Below are 26276 nucleotides of genomic sequence, written 5' to 3'. Positions count from 1 at the left end.
TTATATTGATCAGTTTTTAATGCAGTCAATTTTAATAAACCGGGAGAGAAATACAGACTGATTCATTCTTTTTATTTATCGATGTGCAACTAACCTTCCTGATGAAGTTTCACTTTATCCCTAATTATGATTTCTCCTTCTGCAAAACAACAAGCTGATCTCCATCATCTAATGTTATTTTGGTTCTCAATGTAATCAGCTGAATGGTATCATTCTTCTTTTTAATAAACAAAGGAATTATATCCTCCGGTAATTGCTCCTTTTCGATTTTCCCTTTCAGGTCCAATGGTAATTCCTGTATTGTGTAGCCTGTATTGATTTTCTTATTTAACTCGGTAAATACGGCGCCTTCTTGAAATAGGAGATGTCCTTTTCCTGCAAATGGAATCTTATTTGAGCCCTCTTGCTTGTAGCTCCTGCTGATAAGTGTAAACGTATGATTATGCCCAAATTTTGGTGCATAGGATTGGCTGACAAGGACGTTAAACGCAGCATCTCCGGTTAAGGAAAGAATTGTTTCATATGGCGTCAAGTCTACTTCATATTCACTGTGCTCTGCAAGAATTTGTCCATGATAAACAGGAATTTTCTTATTTACAGCAGGCTGGAGCTGTGTGGCGGAAGAATCACTGATTAATACAGGTAAATTCATTTTTTGCAGATAGTCAGCCAACGCAATGGAAAAGCTGTTAGCTCCTACTAATAAAACACCGGGAGCTGTATCATTGGCAAGCTTGAGCGCCTTGGCAATTGGCCGCAGTGAAAAACCATGTGCGCAAACAGTTATAAATACAAGCGCAAAGGTTAATGCTGTCAGCATAGCTGCCCCTTCATGACCGTCATTCAACAGAATTGCTGCAAAGTATCCGGAAACAGACAGGGCGACAATTCCCCGTGGTGCGATCCAGCCAATCAGCAGCTTTTCAGAATTGGCAAGTTCAGTGCCAATCGTAGAGAGCCAAATGGATAAAGGACGGACAATAAATAGCATGACAAGAACAAAGCCGATAATCGGCCACGTGAACATTTCTGCAATCGTCTCCCGGGTCAAGGAAGCCGTCAGCAAAATAAAAATAGTAGATGTCAACAGGACAGAAATATTTTCAACAAAGTGACTGACATCGTGACCAATAGAAGATACATAGTGTTTTGTACGACCGATTGTTAATCCCATTACGGTAACAGCGAGCATACCGGTTTCATGCATGATAACCTCTGCTACTGTAAAACAAAGCAATAGAAAGGAAATGATAATCGGTGTTTTTAAATATTCGGGAAATACACCCTTGCTGATCATTAAGCTGACAAGCATACCGATCACATAGCCGAGAATAACGGCGATGATGGCACTAAGAAAGAAATGAAACAGATAATTTGCATGCAGACTGTCAGTTGTAAGAACTTTTATAATTTCATAAGCAAATAATGCAAGCAGTGGACCGAATGGATCAACAATAATACCTTCCCATTTAAGTACCGCTGCCGTACGCGGTTTTAATTTTGCATTCCGCAGCAAGGGCAGAATAACGGTTGGCCCTGTTACAATAAACAGACCGCCGATAATAAAGGAAATTTCAAGGCTCAAGCCTGCGATAAAATGAGCAGCGAGGGTTCCGCCAATCCAGGCAAAGAAAGCGCCGAAAGTAACGATCCGGAATACGGATTTAGATACCCCGCTGATTTCACGTACATCAAGACTGGAGCTGCCTTCAAATAAAATAATGGCAACTGCAAGTGAAATTAATGGGCTGTATAGACTGCCCAATGCTTCTTGCGGATTAAATAAACCGAGAACCGGTCCCAGTAATAATCCGGCAATGGACATGATAACAATGGAAGGCCATTGAATTCGCCAAGCCAGCCATTGAGAGAAGATACCAACGACAATAATAACAACAATACTGACTAAAGCAATATTTTCCATAACTTATTCCCCGTTCTTTTAGATTCATGTTAAGTAGTTTATCAATTTCAGCTGGGTTTGTCTTATATTTTGTCAGAAAGTGATTAAATCATATTTCTAATGTATTTATTTCCTATAATGTGCAACCGCAGCTTCGGCCATCCGGTAAATTTCTGCATGCAGCTCCTCTGGTTCTATAACTGTCATTTGATCTGCGAATCCAAGGATATATCTCTTCGCCTCGTCCTTCGTATCAAAAGTTAATTTAACAGATGTCCAGCCTTCTTTATCGCTGGATCCCGTTTCCATTACCCGTACAAAATGATTGGAAAAGGAGAGTCTTGGAAGAACTTCTCCAGAAACCTTGATTCGTACTTCATAGGTCGGTAATGCCCTGATAAAAGCTTGTTTTGAGGATTTCCAATATGCAGCAATATCAAAGTCATCCGGTCTTTCAAACGTTCCCATCCCGGGTACCGCAGACTGAATTCGCGAAGCGCGGTAATTTCGGATATCTCCATTTTCTTTTGCGGCAATAAAATACCAGATGCTCCCTTTAGCAACTAATCCAAGCGGTTGCACGATATAATGATTTGTTTGTCCATCAGCACGCTGATAAATAATCTCTAATTTAACATTTTCCCATATTGCATTTTTCAGGACTTCAAAGGATGCGATTTTTTCTTTTGTACCTCGCCAGGAGCTGGTATCGATATGAATGCGGCTCCAGATATCCTTTGCATTTTTGCGGTAAGCGGCAGGAAGTGAAGCAATAATCTTGTTTCTGGCATCCTCAGATGTGCGGGTTAATCCTAGATCATCCAGTAATTGTGGCGATACAGGAGCAAATAAAGCGGTTATTTCTGATTGTTTTAAACCGGTTAAATCAGTCTGATATCCATCGATTAAAGACCAGCCGCCATTTTTTCCACGGTCGGCAAAAACAGGAATACCGGATCCGCTTAGGACCTCCATATCTCTATAAATTGTCCTTTCGGAGACTTCCAGCTTTTCAGCCAGCTCTTTAGCTGTTATCCGTCCTTGGTTTTGCAGTATTAGAAGAATTGATATCAGGCGGTCACCTCTCATTAAAATCACCTTTTTCTAATGAATTATATTTATTAAATATAATATGACAATAGATGTCAAGAATTAGTCCTTATAATGAAAATATCTGATGAAGAAAGGATTGAAATACATGAAAACACTCAATGGAAAAGTAGCTCTTGTTACAGGCGGAAGCAGAGGAGCCGGCCGGGGTATTGCTGCGGAGCTTGGGAAAGCTGGCGCAACAGTATATGTCACAGGCCGCAGCATTCGTGGGGCCTCCACAAATAATTGGCCGGGAACCGTTGATGATACTGTATCAGAAATAGAAGCTGCCGGCGGAGAAGGAATTGCAGTACAGTGCGACCATACCAATGATGCAGAAACAGAAGCAGTTATATCTCAAATTAGAGAAGAGCAGGGAAGGCTGGATATTTTGGTTAATAATGTGTGGGGTGCCCATGACCTGGGTGTAGATGGAAAACCTTTTTGGGAGCTGTCATTGAAAAATTGGGATACGATGTTTACAGCAGGTGTGCGCGCTCAGCTGGCAACAAATTATTTTGCAGTCCCTTTGCTTCGTGAAAATAAACAAGCACTTATTATTCATACAACATTCTGGGATCACGGTAAGTATACTGGACAGTTTTATTATGATTTAGCCAAGAATGCGTTGGTACGAATGGCTTATGGACTTTCAATAGAAGTAAAGCAGGATAACATTGCTGTTCTTGCTGTTTCTCCGGGGTTTATGCGGACAGAGCTTGTATTAAAATTCCATGAGGCCGATGAGAAAAACTGGAAAGAGGCAGAGGATTTAAAGCAAACAGAAACACCATATTATGTCGGGCGTGGAATAGCGGCACTTGCAAAGGATCCAAATGTGATGGAGAAAAGCGGGCAAGCGTTCAGAGCTGGAGAATTAGCAAAGGAATATGGGTTTACAGACATCGATGGACGTTATATTCCTCCGTTTACAATATAGTTTTCCGGTTTGAATCGTCGTCTAAAGAATCTATTTCAAATCATCTGAGAATTGGAAGTCTAGTTTGGTTCAGGTTTTTTTATATGGAGAGAACCTGCTATCTTCAATTGGTTATAGTTCTATCATGTAGGCATTATTGTTATAATGTCTATAAGAGTAAGATAAGGTGATGGAATAAGAAATAGGGAAATAACATGCTTGTTGCTGAAAGACATCAAAAAATAATTGAACTAATTAATGAAAGAAAAAAGTATTCGCTTGTCTGAACTGAGACAAATTTTCTCAATAACCGAAGAGACGGTTCGTCGGGGTTTAGAAAAGTTAGAAAAACGAAAAAAGTTAATCAGAAGTCAGGATGGCCCCGTTAGTATAAATACATCTTCCGTTTCAGCATTTTTATAGTTAGAACGGTGAATATCAAATGAAATTTTACAATCTGAATCATTACCAAGCGTAGGCCATTGGCGGAATCTTCATTATAAATTGGAGGGGAAAAAGTTGAATGATAAACAAAAAAAGGATGTTATTTTAATTGGTGCTGGTATTATGAGTACAACACTTGGCACGTTCTTAAATAAATTAGAACCAAAGTGGAATATTAAACTTTTTGAAAAGCTTGACCAGCCTGGAAATGAAAGTTCTAATGAATGGAACAATGCAGGTACAGGACATGCTGCATTATGTGAGTTAAACTATACCGTTGAACGGGCAGATGGCTCCATTGATACAGATATGGCAGTTGAAATTAATGAACAGTTTCAAATTTCAAAACAATTTTGGGCTCATCTGGTAAAAGAGAATGACATTGATGACCCACAAAGCTTTATCCGGCCGCTACCACATATCAGTTTTGTATATGGTGAAAAACACGTCGACTTTCTAAGGAGACGTTATAACGCTCTATCTACCCTTCCAATGTTTGAGACGATGATGTATTCTGAGGATCTACAACAATTATCAGAATGGATGCCATTAATAATGGAAGGACGTACATCGGAAGAGCCTGTTGCAGGGACTAAAATGAATTCGGGAACAGATGTTAATTTTGGTGAGCTGACACGTAAAATGGTTACCAACTTAGAAATGCAAGATCATATCAGCGTTCAATACAAAAGTACTGTCACTGATATAAAACGCGAAGAAGATGGATCATGGGAGGTTAGCGTACGTAATTTAGAAGATGATACAATTGAATATCATACAGCTGATTTCGTATTTATTGGAGCTGGCGGCGGTGCTATTCCTTTATTACAAAAAACAAAAATTCCCGAAAGTAAGCACATTGGCGGCTTTCCAATCAGCGGAGAGTTTTTAGTTTGTACGAATCCTGACATTGTCAATCAACATGAAGCGAAAGTTTATGGAAAAGAACCCGATGGCACACCTCCAATGACCGTACCTCATTTGGATAGACGCTATATAGAAGGTAGAAGTACCCTATTGTTTGGACCATTTGCGGGTATTGGTCCAAAGTTTCTGAAGAAGGGCTCTAATATGGATTTTATTAAATCAGTTAAACGAGATAATATGTTGACACTGTTGGCGGCGGCTGCTAAAAATACTTCACTCATCAAATATTCCATTGAACAAGTTCTTGCTTCCAAGGCAAAACGAATGGAAAAATTGCGCACTTTTGTGCCGCATGCAAAAGATGAAGATTGGGAATTAGTCGTAGCTGGTAAACGTGTACAAGTAATTAAGGATATCGATGGTTCAGGAAGAGGAATTATTCAATTTGGAACAGAAATTATCCATTCAGAAGATCATTCAATGGTAGCGCTGCTTGGCGAATCACCAGGTGCCTCAACTTCTGTCGCAATTGTGTTAGAAGTTTTGAAGTATAATTTCTCCCAATATCTCGAAGGTTGGCAACCAAAACTAAAGGAAATGATTCCATCTTTTGATGAATCATTAGCGGAAAATGCAGAACTTCTCCAAGAGGTGAGTAACTCAAGTTCACAATTATTGAATTTGTAAAATAATATAAGAAGAAGTAGCTCATTCATAATGATAATTTCATTTTGAATGAGCTTTTTTAGGCTTTTCTTTATGATTGAAGCTGCGTTTTATAATGACTTTAAGCCATTGGAGTTTCTTTAGTAAAAAAACAGATTTCTTTGGTAAGTTGCATTGCATTTTTTGTAGTTAAAAAAGCATAAGCTCTTTCTTACTGCATAAGTACAACTGAGATTGTCAACCAAAGATTTTGTACCGGCCAAGTTTTCTAAACAAAATTTATTTTAATACTATTGTATCTTATTCTCATTTCGAATCTTTGACAGATTTCTCTGCTTTTAATGGCGGTAAGGACAAATAAGTAATTCCTCTCCAAACCCATTCTAAAGGTCCCATTCGGAAATAACGAAGCCAGAGGTTGCTGCATATAATCTGTACGACAAAGATCAGGACAGCAAGCAATGAACCTGCTGCAGGACCGATCTTACCAAATAAGCCAAGTCCATAGCTGTAAAAAATCATAGTACAGATAACAGATTGCATAATATAATTAGTGAATGCCATACGGCCAACGCTGGCCAATGGACTTAATAACCGTCCCCATGTGCCTTTTTGGATTAATAAAGCAATCAAAGTAATATAGAAGACAGCAATCAACGGGCCGCCGAGCAGATACTGAAGAACTTCTAATTGATTCATCAGCATTGCTGTCGAATTCATAGTCAGCTTTAAAAGTACAGGGATAAGCTGTAATAGAAAACCGACACCGCCTGTCCATAGACAAATCTGCAATAGTTGAGAGTAATTTTCGGTTATATTTGAAAACCATTTTTTCTTTGCAAAATAAGCTCCCAGCAGAAACAATCCGAGAATTTGCGGATAAAAGATAATTTGATTCATCACGGAGGAATTCCAATCTCTTATCCGGAGCTCTTGAATTTCTGCCCAGGAGCCACTGCCGTACACTGCTTCATCAGCAGCAACCCATTGATGAACCTGCTCCATCCATTCCGGGTTAGGCTCATAGCTTCCATCTGTACCGCTGAACAGCAACAGTCCAGGAATAAGAAGAATTAGAAGACAGGCCCAGACCAGCAGTGTTTTCGCTGACCGTTTGTGGAAGAGCAATAAGAGAAAACCAAGTAAGGCATAATGAAAGAGAATATCTCCATACCAGATAAACCATCCATGAACCAACCCGAATAAAAGTAATGCAAGCAGACGGCGGGTGTAGATAGGCACAAAATGGCGTTCTCTTTTTAAGGCGCTATCCTTCATTAAAATCATGCTGTATCCGAACAAAAAAGAAAAAACAGCAATAAATTTGCTGGAGACAAAGAAATCAATGAAGGATTGTACCGCCTGATCCCACCAGCCAGGCCATAATTCCAATTGGAATTGAATAGCCTGCAAAGAGGTAGTGAAAAAAAGCATATTAACCAAAAGAATACCGAGAATGGCCAAACCCCGGACAATGTCCAAAAGTATTATCCGCTTGTTGGCCGATTTAAAATTCATTATTTCATCTTCCTTTCTGACATAAAATGATAATGTGTTGTAATGAATAATTTGATTGTAAAAAATAATTCTAAAGGGTTTATAAAGTAGGTTGATTAAAATTTGAAAGCAGGGAATTAATTAATATCTCAACTTTCACTCCCTAAAAAATAAATTTCTTATCATAGTAATAGGTATTGATCGTTCTTTCCATCTATCTCTTGACAAAGATAGAAGGTAAAGTGTAAAGCTACCGCTACGGCGGACCGTTTTGCTTTCCTAGGGGCACGCTCTTCAGCTAACTTTTGCCAAGAAGAGCACTTGGCAAAAGTGGATCTTCAGATGGTGCTGATCCCTCAGGAGTCAAAACGGTCCACCTCCGCTAGAAGGATGTTCTATACAAGCTGAAACAGCTGACTAAATAGAAGTTAGATCAGGTAAAACATTCTATCACGATTACTTTCTGTCCCAAGCTATTCCTAATAATTACTATTCATGCCGTATCGTCATTTAAATTGCCAATTCAACCATTTGAAATGCTAAAATGATCTTTCCATCGAGCTAAAAGCGATTATTTCATCCAATTCCATCAGGCTATGAGTTTTTTCATTCGCTATACACAATCTTCCTTTCAATAAAAAAAGATGATTTAACAAAATGCTAACAGGATAATGAAGAACATGTTCATCATGGAATAGCAAGGTATAGATGCTTATTCTCAGGTGCGAAAGTTGAGTTAATATAAAAGCAGATCTTATACAGGAGTTTTTTCTCTTATATCCGGAAATATAATTGAAAATCCACTACATAAAAAAGCGGTTGCCTTTTAAATTTATAAAGGGCAACCGCTATAAAAACGCTGTCTATATAAAATGTATTTCCTATCTTTAAATAAAGTAAAATCCGATTCCCATAATCACATATGCAGCTAATAAAGCGAGTCCTTCAAACCAGTTGGAATCTCCATCATTCGATATGGTAATCATTAATAATACAGCTGTCACCATACTAATCAGCTCCGGCCATGTGAAGACAAGCGGCATTGGTGTTGAAAAGAAGAGGGATAACAACACCAGAATCGGCAGGACAAACATGGTCACCTGTAATGTAGATCCGACAGCAATCTCAACAGCGACGTCCATTTTATTTTTAAATGCCATGATGATTGCTGATGCGTGCTCTGCCGCGTTCCCGACAATGGCGACAATAATTATCCCGATAAATAATTCAGACCATCCGAATACAGCCCCGACAACATCAAAGGTGGATACCAAATGCTCTGAAACATAGGCGACAGCAACCGTTGCAAGTGCCAGGATTGAAATTGCTTTTCCCTTTCCCCACTCAGGATTTTCTTCATGACCAGGCTCCACTGGAGTATTGTCTGTTTGATAAACCCCGCGATGAGTGACGAACTTAAATAACAATGCTGCCAAATATAATATGATTAAAATAACAGCTGTCCCGACACTTAGAATCATCGTTTCCTGTTCATTCATCGTATGGGTAAAAACTTCAGGAATAACAAAGGCAACAATAACAGCAAAAATTAGCATTCCTGCATTATGACGTGCATCATAAACGCTGAAAGATTGCCTTTTATATTTCAGACCGCCTACGAAGAAGGATAGCCCGCCGACAAGCAGTAAGTTACCTAATACGGAACCTGTTAATGAAGCCAGCACAATTCCAATAAGTCCAGCCTTCAGTGCAAAGATAGAAATAATAAGTTCAACCGCATTTCCAAAAGTTGCATTTAGTAAACCGCCGACTCTTGGACCTAAAACGATTGCTAAACTTTCAGTGGCTCTGCCAATAAAGCCGGCTAAAGCAATAATCGTCAAACAATAGATGATGAACATAATAGTGGCCGACCAATGAAAGATAGAACCGATGATGGAGAGCGGCAGTCCAATGAAAACGAAAATCATAAATAATTTATTCATCGTCATCCTCCGTTTTCTAGATTTAGATAGCAATAGGTTACCCATATTTGTTGGATATTATTTTAAAGGAAGGAGCTTCATGTTCCCGGTGGGGCAAATAATAGTTGTAATATTATAATTGTAATATATATGCTTATATGATAATATGTTCATATAATGAATATTAGGTTAAATAATTATATTATTATCCAAACTTATAAAAGGAGGTAATTCATACATTGGAGGAGCACAAAGTGGAAAGTAGTTCTTCTGAAGATCTGGACAGCGAAACATTATTTATCGTATCACAAACATTTAAAGCATTGGGCGATCCAACGAGAATCCGCATTCTTCATTTACTTTTTAAAAAAGAATGCTCCGTTAATGCAATCGCAGAGGCTTTAGATATCAGACAATCGACGGTATCTCATCAATTGCGTTTCTTGAAGAATTTACGTCTTGTCAAGTATCGGCGTGAAGGGACAACGCTTTATTATTCGCCTGATGATGAGCATGTGATGCTTATTTTAAAACAAATGATAGATCATGCAAGCCACAGTTAACAGGTATTTATAAATTCATATAATCTTTAAATAAGGAGGTTAATATATGGGGGCGGGACATCACCATGGTCATGATCATACGCATGGTGCTAATAAAAAAACACTTATAATCAGTTTTATCATTATTACAGTGTTTATGGTTATCGAAGTAATCGGCGGTATTCTTACAAATAGTCTGGCTCTATTGGCAGATGCTGGGCATATGCTGAGTGATTCTATTTCTTTATTGATTGCTCTGGTTGCTTTTATATTAGGTGAAAGAGCTGCAAATCAAGCGAAGACCTATGGATACAAACGCTTTGAAATTTTGGCGGCAATTTTGAATGGTGTCACTTTACTCGCTGTTTCACTGTTTATTTTTTATGAAGCATTTCAGAGATTATTTGATCCTCCTGAAGTAGCTTCTTCCGGTATGCTGGTTATAGCTGTAATTGGTTTAGCAGTAAATATTCTTGTTGCATTTACCATGCTGCGTGGTGGAGATACGAAGGACAATTTGAATATGCGGGCAGCTTTCCTGCATGTTCTCGGCGATTTACTTGGTTCGGTCGGAGCTATTGCAGCAGCACTCCTGATGATTTTCTTCCAATGGATGTGGGCAGATACCGTAGCGAGTGTACTGGTTGCAGTGCTGATTTTAGTCAGCGGCTGGCGTGTTACAAAGGATTCCGTTCATATTTTGATGGAAGGAGCACCGTTGAATGTAGATTTAAAAGAAATTGTGAAAACGATTGAGAATGTAGAAGGTATCAGGGGTATCCATGACTTACATGTATGGAGTATTACAAGCGGGCAAAACGCGCTTTCCTGTCATATTATTGTAGACGGCAGCATGATGGTGGAGGAAAGTCAATTATTGCTTCGTACGGTTGAGGATGAACTAGGGCATAAAGGTATCGGGCATGTTACTATTCAGGTAGAAACAGATACACATCCACATGAAAATTCAATTCTGTGTCATGCAGATTATGACATTGCTGCAGAGCATCATCATAGCCATAGTCATTAGAAAAAAATAGAAAATAAAGAGTTATGTTATTGCGGCATAGCTCTTTTTCTATGTGTGCAACAATAATTTTATCAGCTTCTATAGTACGGTATTACAGAATAAAGCAGACAAAAATATATCATGAATAAATAAATCCCCTACTCTGGTATATTGGTGATAAGCAGGGGATTTTTAACATTTTAGGATGAAATAATTAGGGAAGCGTTATTGCGGTTCTGAGTAATGGCGGAGTTTTTTCTCGTGCTGGGCAGCTTTACTTAGTAAAAAGTCGGTAGTATCCTGGGTTTCTGTTAAATCAGTTCGAACCCCGTCTATTTTTCTTCCCAAGTGATCAAAGCCTCTGTCCATCCTGGCTTCCAAATTTGCCCGCATGTTGTCCATTTTTGTTTCTAAGTCTGTCCGCACGTTATCCATTTTCGTTTCCAAGTCTGTCCGCATATTATCCATCTTGAAATCCATTTGTTCAAACCTTTTATCAATATGCTGAGAATGAAGCTCTAAGGCATGCAGTATTTCTTTTAACATCGGTTCTTTTTCCATGGTTTTCACCTCCCTTTGTAAGCAGTATAAACGAAATTTTGTAGATTGGAAAGTGCTTGAGGTAATTATTTAATCAAGTATTATCATAATCCAGGAATGTTGTGAGCGGAGGCTTTAACCCTCAAATAGTAGATGATACAAATAAATTTTTACCTTATAATTTTTTAATACTATATTGAGAATAACTCTCGAAATAGTAACTTGCGTCAATCCCATTGAACAGGATAATGAAACGGGTAAAATCGAAAAAAGTAACAGGCTAAATACTATCCTGCAGAAAATCTGCTATCAACAACTATGATTTAAGCATGTTATAATTGAAACCAAAGGAGTGATTACCATTTCAAAGAAAAAAATCCTGGCTATCAGTGACATTCATGGTTGCTATGAAGAGCTTGTAGAGCTGTTACAATTAAATAAGTATAATCCGGAAGAAGACCAGCTCATTCTGCTTGGAGATTATATTGACAGAGGTCCTGAATCGAAGCAGACAGTTGCTTACATAATGAAACTTGTAGAAGAGGGGGCCATTGCTTTAAGAGGCAATCACGATCAAATGTTTTTGGAGTTTATATTTAGTAATAATCCAGACAAAGAGCGGCGTTATTTAATTAACGGCGGGATGACTACGCTGGAATCTTATGTAGGAAAAGACTATTTTCCAGATGATGCTGCAGGAGAATATTTACATTCTGCAAAGCAGCTGATTAAAGAAAAAGATAGGGAGCATTTAGAATTCCTGTCCAACCTGCCTTATTACTATGAAACAGAAAAGCATCTCTTTGTCCATGCAGGTATTAATCCGTCATTGGATGATTGGCGGGATACTCCTGATTACGATAAAATCTGGATTCGTCATGAATTTTTAGGATTTGATCATCCTTATGATTTTACCGTTGTTCACGGGCATACACCGACTCAATCTGTTCGTGGAAACAAAGATAATAGCATTCTTTTCGATAATAAGAAGATTGATATTGATGGGGCATGTGCTTATGGCGGCAGGTTGAACTGTTTAATTATTACGGGAGATTCCTATCAGACAACCTATATAAGTAATGAAAAAGGCTAAACAGGGAGTTCAGGGGGGAGAAAATGGCAAATATTCGCGATGTTGCTAAAGCTGCCGGTGTATCTGTTACTACAGTTTCACGTGTATTGAACAATCAACCTTATGTAAAGGAAGAAAAAGAAGCAGCTGTTAAAAAAGCAATTAGAGAAACTGGCTATATTCCAAATATTAATGCAGTAAACTTGAAGAAAGGAAAAACAAACTTAATTGGTGTTGTTTTGCCATTTCTTGACCAGCCGTATTTTTCAAATCTGGTTCAGGGGATATCACAGGCAGCTTCTGTTCATCAATATAAATTGGTGCTTTATCAGACCGGATATCATGAGCATCAGGAAAAAGAAGCCCTGGATATGTTAAAGTTAAAGCAAATTGACAGCCTGATCATTTGTTCCAGAAAAATCTCCTTAGATATAGTGGAAAGCTATCAGCAGTATGGCAATATCGTTCTTTTTGAGGATGGAGAGGATACACCGTTAAGCTATACATTTATTGATCATTATACATGTTTTATAAAAGCCCTGGAATACCTTTATGAGCGTGGACACCGGAAAATTGGTTTTTCTATAAATAGGCTGGAAGGAACAAACAGCGGGCAGCGTGAACGTGCTTACCATGATTTTCTAAAATTAAAAGGGTTGCCTTATAATGAAAAATATATTTTTAAAAAATGTCTCCATATAGAAGATGGGGAACGTATTCTGAAAGAAATGGAAGCATTTCGTGAGCGGCCTACAGCTATCCTGGCTACAAGTGATCAAGTAGCGGCCGGAATAATTACATCGAGCTCTAAATATCACCTTAAAATACCGGAAGACTTGGCGGTTATTGGGTTTGATGACCAGCCAATTGCCCGTGCCATGAATATTACTACGGTCGATATTCCTTTATACTCCATCGGACAGCATCTGTTTGAGCAGGTCATATCTGAAAGGATTTCCCACAAAGAGGTTTCGGCTGATTTAATTGAAAGGTCGACAGTATAATTACTTATAATAATGCAGCAATATTTTCGTAATGCTTGCTGTTTTCATTAGGAAAAAAGAATATCAGCACAAAAACAGCCCGGACTTAGTAAGAATACCGAAATATTATAATGATCATGCCCTTTTTCAGTTACACTCATCATAATATTCAGACTCTATACTAAAAATAATCCGGGCTGTTTCTTAAATTGAGTGTACTTTCTGATAACGATTTCAGGTCAAGTACTTTTTCATTAAAAAAATGAATCGGGTTGTAATAAGAAAAGAGCAGTGAAAAGTTATCTTACAGCATTGTTTTTTTGAAATTATCAATGTAGTCCTTTGCCTTCTCAAAGCTTAAACCACTATAATCCTGCACATATTTAACCGCATTATGTTCACTTTCATGTTTTTGCAGCAAATCCTTTAAATGTTCTACGACTTCCGGGTTTTCTAATTTTAGATATGGGGACGTAGAGTTTTTTACATATCTTTTTAACTCAAAGAAGCCCATGCCAGTTTCCTGCCGCACATATTTCATTATTCGTAGAAATTTTAAGGGTGATGCATTATCTTCTTTGTTTTCGAGCATCTCTGTAGCTTCTAAAATAACTTCAAAAGGATCCCTCTGTGATTGTGATGGATTATATTTATTTCTTTTGCGTAAGAATAATAAATATATAATTCCAACAATGATAATAACAATTAAAAAGATTTGTATAAACAGCATATTTGATTCTCCTTGAAAATATTTTTATTTTACCGCAGCTTAATGGGATATAAGATTCCAGCTTCCTGAAGAGAGGAAAAATCGAAAATTCTAAGTGGAGCCCGGACAGTCAGTAACGACATGCAGGATGTAGATAGTGAAGGCGTTACAATAGTACATTAGGAACGCAGCTTTTGTTTCTTAGAGAGTATAGGGAAAAAGAAAACTCCACTGATTGAAATTTCATTTTATTCTATTATAACATAAAGGAAATTAGCTTCTAATTGTGTATAAATCTATCAAAAGGGAAAAGGTTAAGAAGAATGGAAGATAAAAAAGTTTTATAAGTACTGCTTTCTTGATTTTGAAAAACTTTGCAAATAGATAAAGATTTGCTATAATAGAACAAACGTTCTTTTAAGGCGCATTTCAGAAAAAGTGGAGCTAAAGCAACTGCTTGTTTTAGACTCAGAATAAAATGTTTCAATCTTAACATGCAAATCATTCAAAAGAGAGGTGAGCCTAATGAAACAGGAATCACTTTTTGCAGAGGATAATAAAAGAAATTCTCCACTTGCCAGCCGCGTCCGGCCAAAAACATTGGATGAATTTTCCGGTCAGCAGCATCTATTAGCCCGTGGGAAGGTTTTGCGCGAAATTATCGAAAATGATCAGGTTACCTCGATCATTTTTTGGGGACCTCCGGGAGTGGGGAAAACAACCCTGGCTGAAATTATTGCCAATAAAACAGAATCAAAATTTATTAATCTTTCTGCTGTAAACAGCAGTATCAAGGATATTAAAGTAATTATGAAAGAAGCTGAAGCAAGGCTTGATTTAGGTGAAAAAACGATTATTTTTATTGACGAAATACACCGTTTCAACAAAGCACAGCAGGATGCTTTTCTCCCTTACGTAGAAAATGGCAGTATTATTTTAATTGGAGCAACAACAGAGAATCCATCCTTTGAAGTTAATGCCGCACTGTTATCGAGAAGCAAGGTATTTGTTTTAAACCAGTTGGAACTATCTGATATTGTAAACCTGTTAAAGAATGCGATAAATCATCCGTACGGGTTTGGTGATAAGAATATCCAAATAACAGATCAAAGTCTGGAAGCAATTGCGAAATTTGCCAATGGGGATGCAAGAAGCGCGCTAAATACGCTGGAAATGGCTGTTTTAAATAGTGATTCAAGCCCTGAAGGTTTCTATATTAATGAGTCTAATCTGGAACAGCTGATTACCCGAACCTCTTTCCTATATGATAAAAGCGGAGAAGAGCATTATAATATCATTTCTGCACTGCATAAATCGATGCGGAATAGTGATGTGGATGCTGCAATTTATTGGCTTTCAAGAATGATGGAATCAGGTGAGGATCCGATATATATTGCCAGAAGATTAATCCGCTTTGCGAGTGAAGATATCGGACTGGCTGATATACGTGCCCTGACAATAACAACTGATGTATTCCAAGCCTGCCGGTATATCGGAATGCCGGAATGTGATGTGCATCTTACCGAAGCTGTCATTTATTTATCTCTGGCACCAAAATCAAATGCTGTGTATAAAGCACGGCAGAAGGCGAAGAAGGATGTAAAGGAATCTATCAATGAACCTGTGCCATTGCAAATAAGGAACGCACCGACAAAATTAATGAAGGAACTGGATTATGGAAAAGGTTATCAGTATTCACATAATGAACAGGATAAATTAACAACCATGAAAACAATGCCGCCTTCATTGGAGGGGCAGCAGTATTATTTTCCAACGGAGCAGGGAAACGAGAAAAAATTTAAAGATAGATTAAACTATGTTAAAAATTGGCATGAGCGAAACCATTAAGATTTGACGAATGAAGTTATGGAAACAAGATAGTGGGAAAACAGTATGGTGTTTTAACCAAAACAATGCTATACTTTATACTGCGATGAGCTGATTTGCGTAAGCCGAGAGACACCGTGTAATATATGCAGATGTGAACTGCATGTTCTTTCGCCGCAAATTTCGAAAAGGCTGTAATATAAATATTTCAGCCAATAAAAAATCCGAACTATTATGATGAATTCTTTAGGATTCAGATAAGTTCGGATTTTTCTTTTTATATGTTGATATTGTATATAATGATTCACTGTCCAGTCTGGCGATTTCGTTGTGACTTACCTTCTTCTTTTAGTAATTTTCCGCTCTTTCAAAGGTATCACTCTTATCAACTAGATTCAGTTTTCGAAGCAGATGACGAAGGGGCTGCTGAACAAGCAAATAGACACCTATGGAAATGAATACGGCAGCTGTCCCATATAAAAATCCGGCAAGTACATCAGTAGGGAAATGAACGCCTAAATAAATTCTTGTAAACAATATATAGCCAATCCATATAAGTGTGATGAAGCCGATAATTACTTTTTTCCAAATATGAACGGCAGTAAGTATAAGCACTACTCCGATAAATCCATAGAAAATTGTTGTTGCAGTAGCATGTCCGCTTGGGAAGCTTTCATTTGTTTTTTCAATAAGCTGCAAAAATGTCGGCCGGTCACGGTCAAATATTTTCTTTAGTAATTTTCCGCCGATTGCTGCACAAAAAAGAATTGTCCCGCCAAACCATAATCCTTCTGCAAACTTACGCTTAATGAATAATACAATAGCAATAATAATCGTTAATACAATAACCAGCTTCATATTGCCGAGCTCTGTAATTTTCATAATAAAAGATGTCTTTCCTTCCGAGATAGAACCCTGAATCCAGTCAATCCATGTTAAATCAAAAGATCTGATCCAGTTGCTATCAAAATACACCCCCCAGGAAATAATGCCAAATAAAATTAAAAATAGTATCCCTACTATAAAAAAAGGCATCGGAGATACTTTTTGTGTTCTCAATGTAATAACCTTCTTTCTGTAAATGTTTTCTTATCATTAGTTGGTTTAGAACTCTTATTGTACCTAATAATAGTTTTTTTTGCATGCCTAGAGCAGAAAAAATTTTAGATAGTGAGAATTTAATATGTTTACACTTTTATATAGAAAGGAAAAGAGAAATATGGTAATTACGAATTACTATTCTATCAATCGCAAATCAAGGAGGGAAATAGAAATGAAACAAGAACAATTGGTATTACAAGAACGGCCAAATGGATTGCCGAATAAGGATACATTTCAATTTAAAAAAGTTGAAGTCGCTGAACCGGTGGAAAATGAAGTTTTACTGAAAACGTTATATGTTTCTGTTGATCCGTATATGCGAGGAAGAATGTCTGATGCACCTTCGTATGCAGCGCCTTTTGAAGTAGGAGCTCCTTTAGTGGGAGGAAATGTCAGCCAAGTAATGAAATCAAACAGCGATCAATTCACTTCAGGTGATTTAGTGACTGGAAATCTTGAATTTCAGGAATACAATGTTGTCAAAGCAGATAAGGTCCGGAAGGTCAGAACAAACGGCTTAAGCCCAAGCAATGCGCTTAGTGTACTGGGAATGCCTGCGCTTACCGCATATTTTGGAATGATGCATATCGGAGAGCCGAAAAAAGGAGAAACAGTGGTTGTCTCAGGAGCGGCAGGAGCAGTCGGGCAGGTGGCAGGACAATTGGCAAAAAAAGCTGGAGCAAGCGTTGTCGGAATCGTCGGGTCAGAGGAAAAGGCCAAGTATATTACAGAAACCCTGGGATATGATGCTGCAGTAGAATATAAAAAAGGGAATATCAATGAGCAGCTGATGGAGACATGTCCGAATGGAATTGATGTCTATTATGAAAATGTCGGCGGGGATATTTCAGATGCTGTCTGGCCGCTGTTAAATGTATTCGCCCGTGTCCCTGTATGTGGCTCCATTTCTGCATATAACTTAGAAGAAGGGGAGAAAGATATTGGTCTTCGTGTTCAGCAATTCCTTATTAAATCCCGTGTGAAAATGCAGGGGTTGCTGGTTGGTGACTTTGCAGAACATTATGATGAAGCATATCAGGCGTTGGAAGAAGCTGTTTCTAATGGGGAATTAAAATTTGAAGAAACCATCCATGAAGGATTTCATGCTATTCCGGACGCTTTTCTGGGGTTGTTTTCCGGTGAAAATATTGGGAAGCAGCTTGTGAAGGTTGCTGATAAGGAATAGATTTATAGAAAAAGAAAGCCGCTCTATTCATATATAATTTGAATGAAGCGGCTTCTTTATGTATTTCAGTTATCACGTTATTTTGGGGAGTGAATTACACTTATACCTATTACGCCGAAAAGAAGAATAATAGGAAAAATGAAGATAATCTACAGACGTGTAATTATAGATGAATAAAACCTATTGAAAAATATAATCTAAGTAATCTCCATGTCCCCGGACGAGTTCTGCTTCATGCGGAGAAGAAATCCAAAAATAGCGGAACGTCAGTCCTGATTCTTCACCTCCTCCTGTTGGCTGATACTTCCATTCATCAAGAGCTTCAGTTACATTTATCCTGTAAAAGAACCTGTTGTGAATAACTCCATCATCATTTTTCCAAAAGTACTCTGCAATTAATTTCTCAACTTTAAACTTTTGTAATCCTGTTTCTTCTTGCATTTCCCGAATGATGGCAAAATCAATTTCTTCTCCCGTTTCTACTGTTCCTTTAGGTATCTGCATTCCGGCCTCAAGGTTAGGATGCTGGAAAACAAGTACTTGTATTTTATTATCTTTTAGTCTTGTTAAGTAGCCGTAAACTTTTTTCACTGTATTCATAACGGCACCTCTGTTATATAATATGTAATCTACCTTAATAACCATGATTCAGGGTTCCGCACTAAATATATCATATTTCCTATATAAGTCACGTAGAATAGTATTTTTTAAAAGTGACAGCATGTCGCTTTTAAAATTGACAATAAAATCTTTATCATATAAGATTAATCAAGTTCAGATGCGACAAAGTGTCATATTTAGATAGGAGGGGGATTGTGCCTAGACAAACATTTTTTAATTTGCCAAAAGAAAAACAGGATAATTTACTTTCAGCAGCTAAAAAGGAGTTTTCGAATAAGCCTTTAAATAAGGCATCTGTTTCAAATATTATTAAAAATGCAGATATACCAAGAGGAAGCTTTTATCAGTATTTTGACGGTAAAGAGGATGCTTTTTATTATCTGTTAGAAAAACAGATGAAATTAAATAGTGAGGAATTTATCTCTATTCTGAGGAAAAACAACGGGGATTTGTTTGAAACCTTTACGGAAACCTTCCAAAGAATGCTAAAGGAATTCCAGGTGCAAAAAAATCGTGATTTTTTTAGAAATGTATTTTTAAATATGGATTATAAGATGGAAAATAAAATATTTAATGATTTTAGTGAAACTGGAATCAGCAAACCATTTTTAGAGGTAATAACAGGTATTGATAAGAAGAAGCTGAACATTTCAAATGAAGAAGAAGTTGTTCATGTAATGGAAATTATGATGGCAGTAACATTTCAAAATTTAATGAAACAGTTTGCCAGACAGAGTACATTCGAGGATGCGCTGAATAAATATCTGTTTGAAATAAATTTACTTAAAAAGGGGCTATATAGAGGGAGTGAGTAAAGGTAAGAGAAAGATCATAAGCCTGTGAATCTTTTTTATCAGCAAAGTCTGGAAGAGACACAGCAGTATATATAAGCAATTAGATTTTAAACATATTATACAAGAAGGTGTGCTATTTGAAGAAGATTATTAATTTTTCGCTTAATAATAAATTTGCCATATGGATTCTTACCATTATGATAGTTGTTACGGGCTTGTATGCAGGCTTAAACATGAAACAAGAAACAATGCCTGATATTACACTTCCGAATGTTTCTGTTATGACAACTTATCCTGGAGCTGCTCCGGATGAAATTGTTAATGAAGTAACAGAACCGATTGAACAGCGGGTGCAGAATTTAGAAGGGATAGAAAATGTTACTTCCTCTTCTATGGCGAATGTATCCTCTGTTCAATTAGAATTTGATTTTAATAAGGACATGGATAAGGCGACAGATGAAGTGAATGAAGCGCTGTCTGATCTTTCTTTACCTGAAGGGGCAGAAAATCCCGAAGTTTCCAGATTAAGTATCAATGCCCTGCCGGTTATGGCTTTAAGCATTAGTGATAATGAGCACAGCTTAGAAGAATTAACAAACAGTGTTGAACAGGATGTTGTACCGGCTTTAGAGGGCATTGATGGAGTTTCAGATGTTCAGGTTACCGGGCAGCAGATGAAACAGGTTAACATTGTCTTTGATGAAGATGCATTAAATGAATACGGATTAGATCAGGATACCATTGAACAAATTATCCAAGGCTCAGATATTACTTTCCCGCTTGGATTAACCACTTTTGATAAAGAAGTAAAAAATGTGGTAATTGATGGCGATATTACATCAGTGGATGATTTAAAAGAGCTGGAAATCCCGGCAGTACCATCTGGTGATGCAGCAGGCGACGGGCAGGACATGGCTCCTCCGGAAGGGATGCCGGAACAGGATGAACAGGATCAAGCCATGATGGACTCTGCTCAAGGTGCGGAAGCAGATGGCGGCATGCCTGATCAAGCAGAAGCAGGGCAGCAGATTCCGGCTGAGATGCCAACAGTACAGCTTGATGAACTGGCAGATATTGAAGTTGTTGGTGAAGCAGAATCTATTTCCCGGACAAATGGGGAAGATTCTATCGGTATTCAAATTGTGAAAAGTGCGGATGCGAATACGGTAGATGTGGTAAATGCTGTGAAGGCTGAATCGGAAAATTTTGAAGATGATTTAGGACTTACAGTAACATCCACCTTTGATCAGGGAGAACCAATTGAACAGTCAGTTAATACAATGCTGAGCAAGGCTTTATTTGGGATTATTTTTGCAGTCGTTATTATTTTACTGTTTTTAAGAAGTATAAAAACGACATTGATTTCTATTATCTCCATCCCGTTATCCTTATTAATAGCGTTATTCCTATTACAGCAAATGGATATTACGCTGAACATTTTAACGTTAGGAGCCTTAACCGTAGCTATCGGGCGGGTAATTGATGATTCCATTGTTGTTATGGAAAATATATACCGGAGAATGTCTCTGCCGGGTGAAAAGTTACATGGAAAAGATTTAATACGTGAAGCAACCAGACAGATGTTTGTTCCAATCTTTTCATCTACTGTTGTAACCATAGCAGTATTTTTACCATTAGGTTTAGTAAGCGGTCAGGTTGGAGAACTGTTCCTGCCATTTGCGCTGGCAGTTGTTTTTGCGCTCGCTGCTTCCTTATTAGTAGCAGTGACGGTTGTTCCAATGCTTGCACATTCTTTATATAAGAAGAAATTAAACAGCAAAACGTTTGAAGAAAAAAGTGCTCATGCTGAGAAACCGAATAAATTGGCACGTTTTTATAAGCGGATTTTAAATTGGGTGTTAGACCATAAACTGGTTACCTTCGGTGGTGCTGTTGTCGTACTTGTGCTCAGTTTATTCCTGCTTCCGGTTATTGGCGTAAGCTTCCTGCCGGATGAAGAACAAAAAATGATTATGGCTACGTATAGTCCTGAACCGGGGGAAACACAAGAAGAAGCAGAAGAAGCTGCAAGTAATGCGGAAAGCTTCTTGAGTGACCGTGATGGTGTTACTACTTATCAGTATTCACTCGGCGGCGGTAATCCAATGACTAGTATGATGGGAATGGGCGGAGATAATTCTGCGTTATTCTTTATCGAGTATGATGATGATTTCGAAAATTTCAGTGAGGAGCCTGCCAAGGTAATTAATGCACTGAATGAAGATACGGAAAATGGCGAATGGAAGAGCATGGACTTTGCCAGCATGGGCAGCGGATTAGAGCTGTATGTATATGGTGATAATTTAGAGGATATTCAAACTGCTTCTGACCAGGTTCTGCCTATTTTGGAGGAAAACGGTGACTTGGAGAAAGCAGAATCCAGTATGACAGAAGCATATGACCAGTATACACTTGTAGCTGATCAGGAAAAATTAAGTCAATATGGACTCACTGCAGCTCAAGTTGGTATGAGTTTGAGCAATGCGGGAGAAGCGCCGGTTCTTACTACGGTAAAACATGATGGCGATGATGTTAATGTCTATGTTGAGACAGAAGAAAAAGAGTATAAATCAATAGATGATTTAACAGATATTGAAATCCGGACTCCATTGGGAACAACGGTTACAGTTGGAGAAGTAGTGGATGTCAAAGAAGAAAAATCACCAGATACGATTGACCGCAGAGACGGCAAAATGTATGCATCTCTTACAGCAGATATAAAAACAAATGATGCTGGAGCGGTGTCAACAGAGGTAGATGAACAGATTAGTGATTTAGATCTGCCAAACGGGGTAAAAGTAGAATTTGGCGGAGTAACAGAGGAAATCAATGATTCCTTTACACAGCTGGGACTTGCGATGCTTGCAGCAATTGCAATTGTTTACTTTGTACTTGTCGTTACCTTCGGTGGTGCATTAGCTCCATTTGCAATCCTGTTCTCACTGCCATTCACAGTGATAGGAAGCTTAGTTGCCCTATGGATTGCCGGCGAACCACTGAGTGTTTCCGCAATGATAGGTGCATTAATGCTGATTGGTATTGTGGTAACCAATGCTGTGGTATTAATTGACCGTGTTATTCATCAGGAGAAAGAAGGACTTTCTACCAGAGAAGCACTGCTGGAAGCTGGTTCTACAAGACTTCGTCCAATTCTGATGACAGCTCTAGCGACAGTCGGGGCACTTATCCCGCTGGCAATTGGAGCTGAAGGCGGCGGCTTGATCTCTAAAGGACTTGGTGTTACGGTAATTGGCGGTTTAACAAGCTCTACACTATTGACGCTCGTTATTGTACCGATTGTTTATGAGGTACTTGCTAAATTCCGTAAAAAAGAATTAAAATAAATAACAAAAACAGAGGGCAGCTCAGGCAGGCTGCCCTCTGTTTTTGTTATTCTGCTTGATTATATATTTGTTTCTTCTTTAACATGATCTACAAAATCTTTTGCCTCTTTTAAGCCCAGTCCGGTTTGTTCACGAACATATTTCGTAGCTTTAATTGGCCCCGATCCGGATTGAAGCATCTCTTTTACTTTTTGATGAAGGTCCGCGTCTGAAGCAGGAGAATCCATTTTAAAGTTTCCTTCAACCAGATCCTTCGCTTCCTTTAAACCAAGTCCGGTTTCTACACGTACAAATTTAATCAATTTAATTTTATCCTCGCCCGATTCAAGTCTCTGCTGGACTTCCGGGAGAATCTCTTCTGGGGATTTCATCTCTTTTTCCTGTCTGTCAACGTGCTTGTTTCTGCCTCGTAATGTTGTTAATAGGTAAATAATAGCTAAAACAATAACAACAATTAAAATAAATTCTGTGGACATGTTTCTTTCCCTCCGATGGTTTTGTTTGTTCATTTATCATAACATGAATCATAAAAATCAATAATTAAGAGCAGGCATTTATTTAACTTTTAAAAGAAATAATTATAAAATAGATAGTAGTCTGGAGAATGATTACAGTCCTATTTTATATAGAGAGGAGCAAATTAACATGAAAATTAAACTGGAGGATGTAATTGATACAATTGAAATGGCAACGGATGGAGTGGAACATTTTTATAATATTGAAACGGGAGAAATTATTTTCTATAGCGAAATGATGTTTAGCATGAAAGAGCAAAGAGCGTTTAAAGACGAGTTAGAAATGAATCAAGAAAAATATGTTAGATTTCCTGATCAGTTTGAGGTTAGTGATTACGATATAATGGAAAGTTTTATTTATGCGTTGCCAGAAGGGAAAATACAGGATGAATTAGAAGAGGCTATTCGCGGTCGTGGTGCTTTCCGACGATTTAAAGATAAAGTCCAGGATGTGGGACTGGAGGAAAAATGGTTTTCCTATCGGGACAACGAATATAGGCAGATAGCCATTAATTGGTGTGAAGAAAATGGGATAGAATTTGTGAGTAAAAGGTGAAAGCTGATTTTCTGATTGAAATAAAAACGACTCTTTTAATCTTTCATAGAGTCGTTTTTATAACGTATTTAAATAATAAAATAAGCAGTAATCGAAAGGAAAATAGATGTAATAGTAATTGCCAACAAAGGTTTCAGAGCCTTTGAGCGCAAGTCCTTAAGGCTGACATTCAAGCCTAAACCAACCATAGCTGCTGTCAGTATCCATGTGGTTGCAACAGAGATACCTTCCATTATATTCTCAGAAACAGGAATCATATTTCCGAGGATATAACTGCCGATAAGACTCATTAAGATAAAACCGAGCAGGAACCATGGAAAATCTACTTTATTTTGTGCTTGCTCCCCTTTGTTTTTTCTTCTCATTATATAAATAAGAATAAAACAGAGTGGCACAAGTAAGAATACGCGCCCTAATTTTGCAAGTAGCGCGACAGCTAAAGCATCTTCTCCGGCAGGCTCTGCAGCGATAGCTACATGGGCAAGCTCATGCAGGCTGATTCCTGACCAAATTCCATAATCCAATGATGTCAAAGCTAATAAGGGCTGTATTAAAGAATATCCAATCGCAAAGACAGTGCCCATCATGGCAATAATTCCGACACTGATTGCAGTGTCTTCATCCTTTGTTTTTATAATTGGGGCAACAGCTGCAATTGCAGCAGCTCCGCAGACCCCTGTACCAACTCCAAGTAACAGGGTAATATTTTTATCTGCTTTAAATATTTTACCAAGCCAGATCATCACACCTATTGCAAATAGAATAACAAAAGCATCACGTACAAGCAGTCCCAGTCCATCATGAAAAACTGTATCAATATTGAGTTTCAATCCATATAAAATAATGGCTAAACGCAGCAGTTTTTTTGAAGAAAAAGTAATTCCCGAGCGCAATGCTTCCGGGTAACCGAAAAATTGTCTGTAAATAACAGCAATAATAATAGCACAGGCGAGCTGTCCAACCTGGTTGAAGCCGGGAACTTTTGCTAATAGGAATCCAAGCATAGCAATAAAAAAAGTAAATACAATACCGCCAATCCATTTTCCCGAAGAATTTAAATTACTTTGCTTTTTTCGTTGTGATGCTTGTGCAGTCATAAAAGCACCTCCTTTTCATAGCATAGCTAACATAAATGTATAAGAAAAATAATTTATTATAATGAATAAGATAAGTAAATTGTTATAATAGAAAAAAGCAGATAGAAGAAGGTGAGATAATGGACAATCATTTGCAAATATTTATCACTGTTGCAGAAAAGCAGAGTTTCTCCAAAGCTGCAGAGGAGCATTACATGACTCAGCCGGCAGTCAGTCAATATATTCGTGCACTGGAGGATAGTGTAGGTATGCGTTTATTAGAACGCAGTAATAAATACGTCCGTTTAAATAAAGCCGGAGAGATTGTTTATCATTATGGAAAGGAAATATTGGGCTTATATACAACGATGCAAAACTTAGTAGATGATTTAGTAAATAGAGCTAATGGACCGCTGGCAATTGGAGCAAGCTACACTTTTGGAGAATATGTTCTACCAAGAATTATTGCGGACATGCTGGAGAGGTACCCGAATATCGAACCAGCGGTAACGATTGGTAATACAGCTAAAATTGCCGATCTGGTTGCAACGCATCAGCTGGATATAGGAATAGTAGAAGGGCATTTTAGCAGGAAAGAAATTATTACAGAGGAATTTGCAGAAGATGAAATGGTCATCGTTGCTTCTTCCGAAAACAAGCTCTTATATAAGAAAGAAGAAATAGAGCTAAGTGATTTAGTAAAAGAAACATGGGTTGTACGCGAACGCGGTTCAGGTACGAGAGAAGCAACAGAAAAATTCTTTCAAAAGTTTGATATAGCACCTTTTCGATTGATGCATTTCAGCAGCACCCAATCTATTAAAGAATCCGTTGCGGCTGGATTAGGCATTACCTTGCTTTCAAAGTGGGCTGTTCAAAAGGAAGTAAAATATGGCGATTTGGAGATTATTCCTATTAAAGGACTTCCTTTTATACGAGAGTTTTCTATCATAACGAAATCACCATTCAAAACGAATGCTTTGGAGATTTTTATGGAGTTGCTGCGTGACAGCAGGCAGCTGCGGACACTTTAATATTTCTTGGGAGGAGTACTGATAAACAGTACACCTCCCATTTTTATTCAGTTT

22 protein-coding genes and 2 pseudogenes are annotated in these 26276 nt (G+C 37.9%); 13 read left to right on the top strand and 11 right to left on the bottom strand.

The annotated features are described in order from the left end of the window. Nucleotides 1–124: 124 nt before the first annotated feature. Nucleotides 125–1924, bottom strand: a complete 1800-nt coding sequence (locus IEX29_RS03840) for a cation:proton antiporter (protein ID WP_188733201.1) — start codon at nt 1922–1924, stop codon at nt 125–127. Between the two features lie 105 nt (nt 1925–2029). Further along, entirely contained in the window at nt 2030–2992 is a 963-nt protein-coding gene (locus IEX29_RS03835) for a helix-turn-helix transcriptional regulator (protein WP_188733200.1), read from the bottom strand. Nucleotides 2993–3101: 109 nt separating this feature from the next. Here IEX29_RS03835 and IEX29_RS03830 point away from each other — a divergent pair, with 109 nt between their 5' ends. The 3 genes and pseudogenes from IEX29_RS03830 to mqo all read left to right on the top strand — a co-directional run bounded on the left by IEX29_RS03830 (nt 3102) and on the right by mqo (nt 5912). Beyond that, a complete protein-coding gene (locus tag IEX29_RS03830) occupies nt 3102–3935 on the top strand; it encodes an SDR family NAD(P)-dependent oxidoreductase (RefSeq protein WP_188733199.1) in 834 nt (277 codons plus the stop codon). A 194-nt stretch (nt 3936–4129) separates the two neighbouring features. Next, nucleotides 4130–4307, top strand: a pseudogene (locus tag IEX29_RS03825) (DeoR family transcriptional regulator); the annotation flags it as partial. Between the two features lie 126 nt (nt 4308–4433). After that, on the top strand, nt 4434–5912 hold the full coding sequence (mqo, locus tag IEX29_RS03820; protein WP_188733198.1) for a malate dehydrogenase (quinone): 1479 nt from the start codon (nt 4434–4436) through the stop codon (nt 5910–5912). A 285-nt stretch (nt 5913–6197) separates the two neighbouring features. Here mqo and IEX29_RS03815 read toward each other — a convergent pair whose 3' ends face one another. Further along, nucleotides 6198–7409 (bottom strand): DUF418 domain-containing protein, encoded by a 1212-nt coding sequence (locus IEX29_RS03815; RefSeq protein ID WP_188733197.1) that lies wholly within the window; start codon nt 7407–7409, stop codon nt 6198–6200. Nucleotides 7410–8275: 866 nt separating this feature from the next. Continuing rightward, complete coding sequence (gene cax / locus IEX29_RS03810; RefSeq protein ID WP_373290637.1) at nt 8276–9334, bottom strand: calcium/proton exchanger; 1059 nt, start codon at nt 9332–9334, stop codon at nt 8276–8278. 233 nt (nt 9335–9567) lie between these two features. Between cax and IEX29_RS03805 the strand changes: the two genes are divergently transcribed. Both IEX29_RS03805 and IEX29_RS03800 read left to right on the top strand, forming a co-directional pair. After that, nucleotides 9568–9876, top strand: coding sequence for an ArsR/SmtB family transcription factor (locus IEX29_RS03805; RefSeq protein WP_373290636.1), 309 nt, complete (start codon nt 9568–9570; stop codon nt 9874–9876). Between the two features lie 46 nt (nt 9877–9922). After that, nucleotides 9923–10885 (top strand): cation diffusion facilitator family transporter, encoded by a 963-nt coding sequence (locus IEX29_RS03800; RefSeq protein WP_188733194.1) that lies wholly within the window; start codon nt 9923–9925, stop codon nt 10883–10885. 204 nt (nt 10886–11089) lie between these two features. Here IEX29_RS03800 and IEX29_RS03795 read toward each other — a convergent pair whose 3' ends face one another. Further along, nucleotides 11090–11425 carry a hypothetical protein gene (locus IEX29_RS03795; RefSeq protein ID WP_188733193.1) on the bottom strand — a complete coding sequence of 112 codons (336 nt, stop codon included), beginning with the start codon at nt 11423–11425 and terminating at the stop codon, nt 11090–11092. A gap of 331 nt (nt 11426–11756) precedes the next feature. Between IEX29_RS03795 and IEX29_RS03790 the strand changes: the two genes are divergently transcribed. Together IEX29_RS03790 and IEX29_RS03785 are read left to right on the top strand one after the other, a co-directional pair. Then, nucleotides 11757–12497 carry a metallophosphoesterase family protein gene (locus tag IEX29_RS03790; protein ID WP_188733192.1) on the top strand — a complete coding sequence of 247 codons (741 nt, stop codon included), beginning with the start codon at nt 11757–11759 and terminating at the stop codon, nt 12495–12497. Between the two features lie 23 nt (nt 12498–12520). Continuing rightward, complete coding sequence (locus tag IEX29_RS03785; protein ID WP_188733191.1) at nt 12521–13480, top strand: LacI family DNA-binding transcriptional regulator; 960 nt, start codon at nt 12521–12523, stop codon at nt 13478–13480. A gap of 283 nt (nt 13481–13763) precedes the next feature. Here the strand turns inward: IEX29_RS03785 and IEX29_RS03780 are convergent, their stop codons facing one another. Beyond that, nucleotides 13764–14189, bottom strand: a complete 426-nt coding sequence (locus tag IEX29_RS03780; protein ID WP_188733190.1) for a hypothetical protein — start codon at nt 14187–14189, stop codon at nt 13764–13766. Nucleotides 14190–14693: 504 nt separating this feature from the next. On the opposite strand from IEX29_RS03780, the gene IEX29_RS03775 reads away from it, so the two are divergent. Next, a complete protein-coding gene (locus tag IEX29_RS03775; protein WP_188733189.1) occupies nt 14694–16016 on the top strand; it encodes a replication-associated recombination protein A in 1323 nt (440 codons plus the stop codon). A 327-nt stretch (nt 16017–16343) separates the two neighbouring features. Here IEX29_RS03775 and IEX29_RS03770 read toward each other — a convergent pair whose 3' ends face one another. Next, entirely contained in the window at nt 16344–17054 is a 711-nt protein-coding gene (locus IEX29_RS03770) for a phosphatase PAP2 family protein (protein ID WP_188733188.1), read from the bottom strand. Nucleotides 17055–17268: 214 nt separating this feature from the next. Between IEX29_RS03770 and IEX29_RS03765 the strand changes: the two genes are divergently transcribed. Continuing rightward, the gene (locus IEX29_RS03765; RefSeq protein WP_188733187.1) at nt 17269–18282 is read left to right on the top strand and encodes an NADP-dependent oxidoreductase; all 1014 of its coding nucleotides are present in this window, start codon (nt 17269–17271) and stop codon (nt 18280–18282) included. 180 nt (nt 18283–18462) lie between these two features. Here the strand turns inward: IEX29_RS03765 and IEX29_RS03760 are convergent, their stop codons facing one another. Further along, nucleotides 18463–18882, bottom strand: coding sequence for an NUDIX hydrolase (locus IEX29_RS03760; RefSeq protein ID WP_188733186.1), 420 nt, complete (start codon nt 18880–18882; stop codon nt 18463–18465). 215 nt (nt 18883–19097) lie between these two features. Between IEX29_RS03760 and IEX29_RS03755 the strand changes: the two genes are divergently transcribed. Both IEX29_RS03755 and IEX29_RS03750 read left to right on the top strand, forming a co-directional pair. Then, entirely contained in the window at nt 19098–19718 is a 621-nt protein-coding gene (locus IEX29_RS03755; protein ID WP_188733185.1) for a TetR/AcrR family transcriptional regulator, read from the top strand. Nucleotides 19719–19834: 116 nt separating this feature from the next. Further along, a complete protein-coding gene (locus tag IEX29_RS03750; protein ID WP_188733184.1) occupies nt 19835–23041 on the top strand; it encodes an efflux RND transporter permease subunit in 3207 nt (1068 codons plus the stop codon). Between the two features lie 59 nt (nt 23042–23100). Here the strand turns inward: IEX29_RS03750 and IEX29_RS27300 are convergent, their stop codons facing one another. After that, nucleotides 23101–23268 carry a ribosomal protein L7/L12 gene (locus tag IEX29_RS27300; RefSeq protein ID WP_444544096.1) on the bottom strand — a complete coding sequence of 56 codons (168 nt, stop codon included), beginning with the start codon at nt 23266–23268 and terminating at the stop codon, nt 23101–23103. A gap of 8 nt (nt 23269–23276) precedes the next feature. Continuing rightward, nucleotides 23277–23367: pseudogene (locus IEX29_RS27295) on the bottom strand (ribosomal protein L7/L12); the annotation flags it as partial. Nucleotides 23368–23686: 319 nt separating this feature from the next. Between IEX29_RS27295 and IEX29_RS03740 the strand changes: the two are divergent. Beyond that, on the top strand, nt 23687–24112 hold the full coding sequence (locus IEX29_RS03740; RefSeq protein ID WP_188733182.1) for a UPF0158 family protein: 426 nt from the start codon (nt 23687–23689) through the stop codon (nt 24110–24112). A gap of 68 nt (nt 24113–24180) precedes the next feature. Here IEX29_RS03740 and IEX29_RS03735 read toward each other — a convergent pair whose 3' ends face one another. Then, nucleotides 24181–25209, bottom strand: coding sequence for a YeiH family protein (locus IEX29_RS03735; protein WP_188733181.1), 1029 nt, complete (start codon nt 25207–25209; stop codon nt 24181–24183). 119 nt (nt 25210–25328) lie between these two features. Between IEX29_RS03735 and IEX29_RS03730 the strand changes: the two genes are divergently transcribed. Further along, nucleotides 25329–26222, top strand: coding sequence for a LysR family transcriptional regulator (locus tag IEX29_RS03730; protein WP_188733180.1), 894 nt, complete (start codon nt 25329–25331; stop codon nt 26220–26222). Nucleotides 26223–26276 lie beyond the last annotated feature (54 nt).

Origin of the sequence: Oceanobacillus neutriphilus (genome assembly GCF_014645515.1) — a bacterium.
Lineage (GTDB): Bacteria > Bacillota > Bacilli > Bacillales > Amphibacillaceae > Oceanobacillus > Oceanobacillus neutriphilus.
Note: the sequence above shows the minus strand (reverse complement) of the source record. Positions and strands in the feature narration are given on the sequence as shown.